The organism is uncultured Aquincola sp. (assembly GCF_964001545.1).
Taxonomy (GTDB): domain Bacteria; phylum Pseudomonadota; class Gammaproteobacteria; order Burkholderiales; family Burkholderiaceae_C; genus Aquincola.
In genome coordinates this window covers 1-1,907 of sequence record NZ_CAXFDV010000521.1, presented here as the reverse complement: position 1 = coordinate 1,907, position 1,907 = coordinate 1, and the positions used below count along the sequence as shown (strand labels likewise).

The 1,907-nt window shown below is 71.2% G+C and carries 2 protein-coding genes and 1 pseudogene; 1 reads left to right on the top strand and 2 read right to left on the bottom strand.

The features are described 5' to 3' along the window. Positions 1-112 precede the first annotated feature (112 nt). Entirely contained in the window at positions 113-430 is a 318-nt protein-coding gene (locus ABNT58_RS17680) for a hypothetical protein (protein WP_348754757.1), read from the bottom strand. Between the two features lie 125 nt (positions 431-555). Between ABNT58_RS17680 and ABNT58_RS17675 the strand changes: the two genes are divergently transcribed. After that, positions 556-1,488, top strand: coding sequence for a LysR substrate-binding domain-containing protein (locus ABNT58_RS17675; protein ID WP_348754756.1), 933 nt, complete (start codon positions 556-558; stop codon positions 1,486-1,488). On the opposite strand, the pseudogene ABNT58_RS17670 reads toward ABNT58_RS17675, so the two are convergent. Further along, positions 1,457-1,907: pseudogene (locus ABNT58_RS17670) on the bottom strand (oxygen-independent coproporphyrinogen III oxidase-like protein); the annotation flags it as partial. The gene ABNT58_RS17675 and the pseudogene ABNT58_RS17670 overlap by 32 nt on opposite strands.

The following is a 1,907-nucleotide window of genomic DNA, read 5'->3' as shown; positions in this document are numbered from 1 at the left end:
GGCGCGGCGCACGAGGTGCTGCCGCTCAACCGCATCGCGGCGCACCTGGTGGAACGCCTGCGCAGCACGGCGGGCATGTCGACGAACCGGGTGTGATCCCGGACGGCCAGTCTCAATAGAAGCTGCGCTCCACGCCGGGCCGCACTGCGCCGCGGCTGATCACCCACAGCTGATCGTCACTGCGCACCCGCTGGTGCGCCACCTGCGCCCGCAAGCCGGGCGGCAGGCCCATGTCGGCCAGCATGCGGTCGTCCATCAGCTCCACGCCCAGCGCCGATACCTGCAGACGCGGTGCCGGGCGGGCCTGGGCCAGCACCCAGTGTGCGGCCTGCCAGCCGGCCCGCAGCGCATGCCACCAGCGTCGCCATGGCGCCCGGCGCTCACGCAAGCCCATCGGCAACTGCAGTTCGAAGGTGGCGGGCGGGTTCATCGGCAACTCCTGTCGGCGACCACAACGCCGCCTTGGTGGTTACGATAGCTGCCCACCATACGGCCGTGAATCGATGAAATCTGGCCGGTCTGGAAAGCAACCCTTACCAACGCCGCTCGACCCGCATGGCCCGCCTTCCACTGCATGTGATGCCCACCTTCTGCGCCGTGGCGCGGCTGGGCAACCTGCGCGCGGCGGCCGATGAACTGCACCTCACCCATTCGGCCATCAGCCAGCAGATCAAGCTGCTGGAAGAGCAGATCGGCTTCGAGGTGTTCGACCGCCGCGGCCGCCGCGTGGTGCTGAATGCCGCCGGCCGCGCCTTGCTGCGCAGCGCCCAGCCCGCGCTGGCGCTGCTGGACGAAGGCCTGCAGGCAGCCGCCGCGGCGGCTGCCGGCAATGCCCAGCGGGTGCGGCTGACGGTGCTGCCTTCTTTCGCGCAGCGCTGGCTGCTGCCTCGCATGGGCCGCTGGCACCAGGCGCATCCGCAGATCGCGCTGGAGATCGACGCCTCACAGCAGCTGGTGGACGTGCAGCGCGAGGGCTTTCATGCCGGGCTGCGCCAGGGCAGCGGCCATTGGCCGCCGCTGGTGTCACAGCGGCTGGTGGACAGCCCGCTGATCGTGGTGGGCGGCCCGGCCGCTGCGCGCCGGCTGCTGGGCGAGGGTGCGCTGGCCATCGCGCGCAGCGCCTTGCTGGGCAACCCCGGCCTATGGGAGCGCTGGTTCCAGGCGGCCGGCCTGCCGCGCCAGCGCCTCAACCCGGTGGCCACCTTCAACGACGCGGGGCTGATGCTGCAGGCCGCCGAACAAGACCTGGGCCTGGCGCTGGTGCGCGAGGTGCTGGCCGCCGATGCGCTGGCCGAAGGCCGGCTGGTGCAACTGCATCCGCTGGCCATCGAGCATGACGGCAGCGACAGCTACTACCTGGTGTACCCGCCCGCGCTGGCCGACTGGCCGCCGATGCAGGCGCTGCTGCAGTGGCTGCGTGCCGAGCTGTCGCGGCCGATGGCGCGGGCCGATGCCGTCAAGGCAGGAACAGCGCCTGCAGATCGCTGAGGAAGTCGAAGCCGCGCTCGGTGGGCTGCACCCGCGCTGCGTCGGCCACCAGCAGGCCCTTGGCCTGCGCCTCGCGCAGCGGCGCGGCAATGGTGGCGGCCGGCAGCCCGGTGCGGTCGGTGAACTGCCGCAACGTGAAGCCTTCCTTCAGCCGCAAGGCGTTCAGCATGAACTCGAAGGGCAGCTGGTCGCGTGCCACTTCATGCTCGTTGCTCAGCGCCTGCCCCGCCATCGCCTTGGCCATGTAGGCCGCCGGCTCGCGCCACTTCACCTGCCGCAGGATGCGGTTGGGAAACGAGAGCTTGCCGTGCGCGCCGGCGCCGATGCCCAGGTAGTCGCCGAACTGCCAGTAGTTCAGGTTGTGCCAGCAGCGGTGGTCGCCCCGCGCGAAGGCCGAGACCTCGTAGCGCTGCAGCCCG

What these genes read in the sequence shown, in the direction of transcription:
- ABNT58_RS17680 (WP_348754757.1), bottom strand. Translation starts at nt 430, where the DNA reads ATGAACCCGCCCGCCACCTTCGAACTGCAGTTGCCGATGGGCTTGCGT.
- ABNT58_RS17675 (WP_348754756.1), top strand. Translation starts at nt 556, where the DNA reads ATGGCCCGCCTTCCACTGCATGTGATGCCCACCTTCTGCGCCGTGGCG.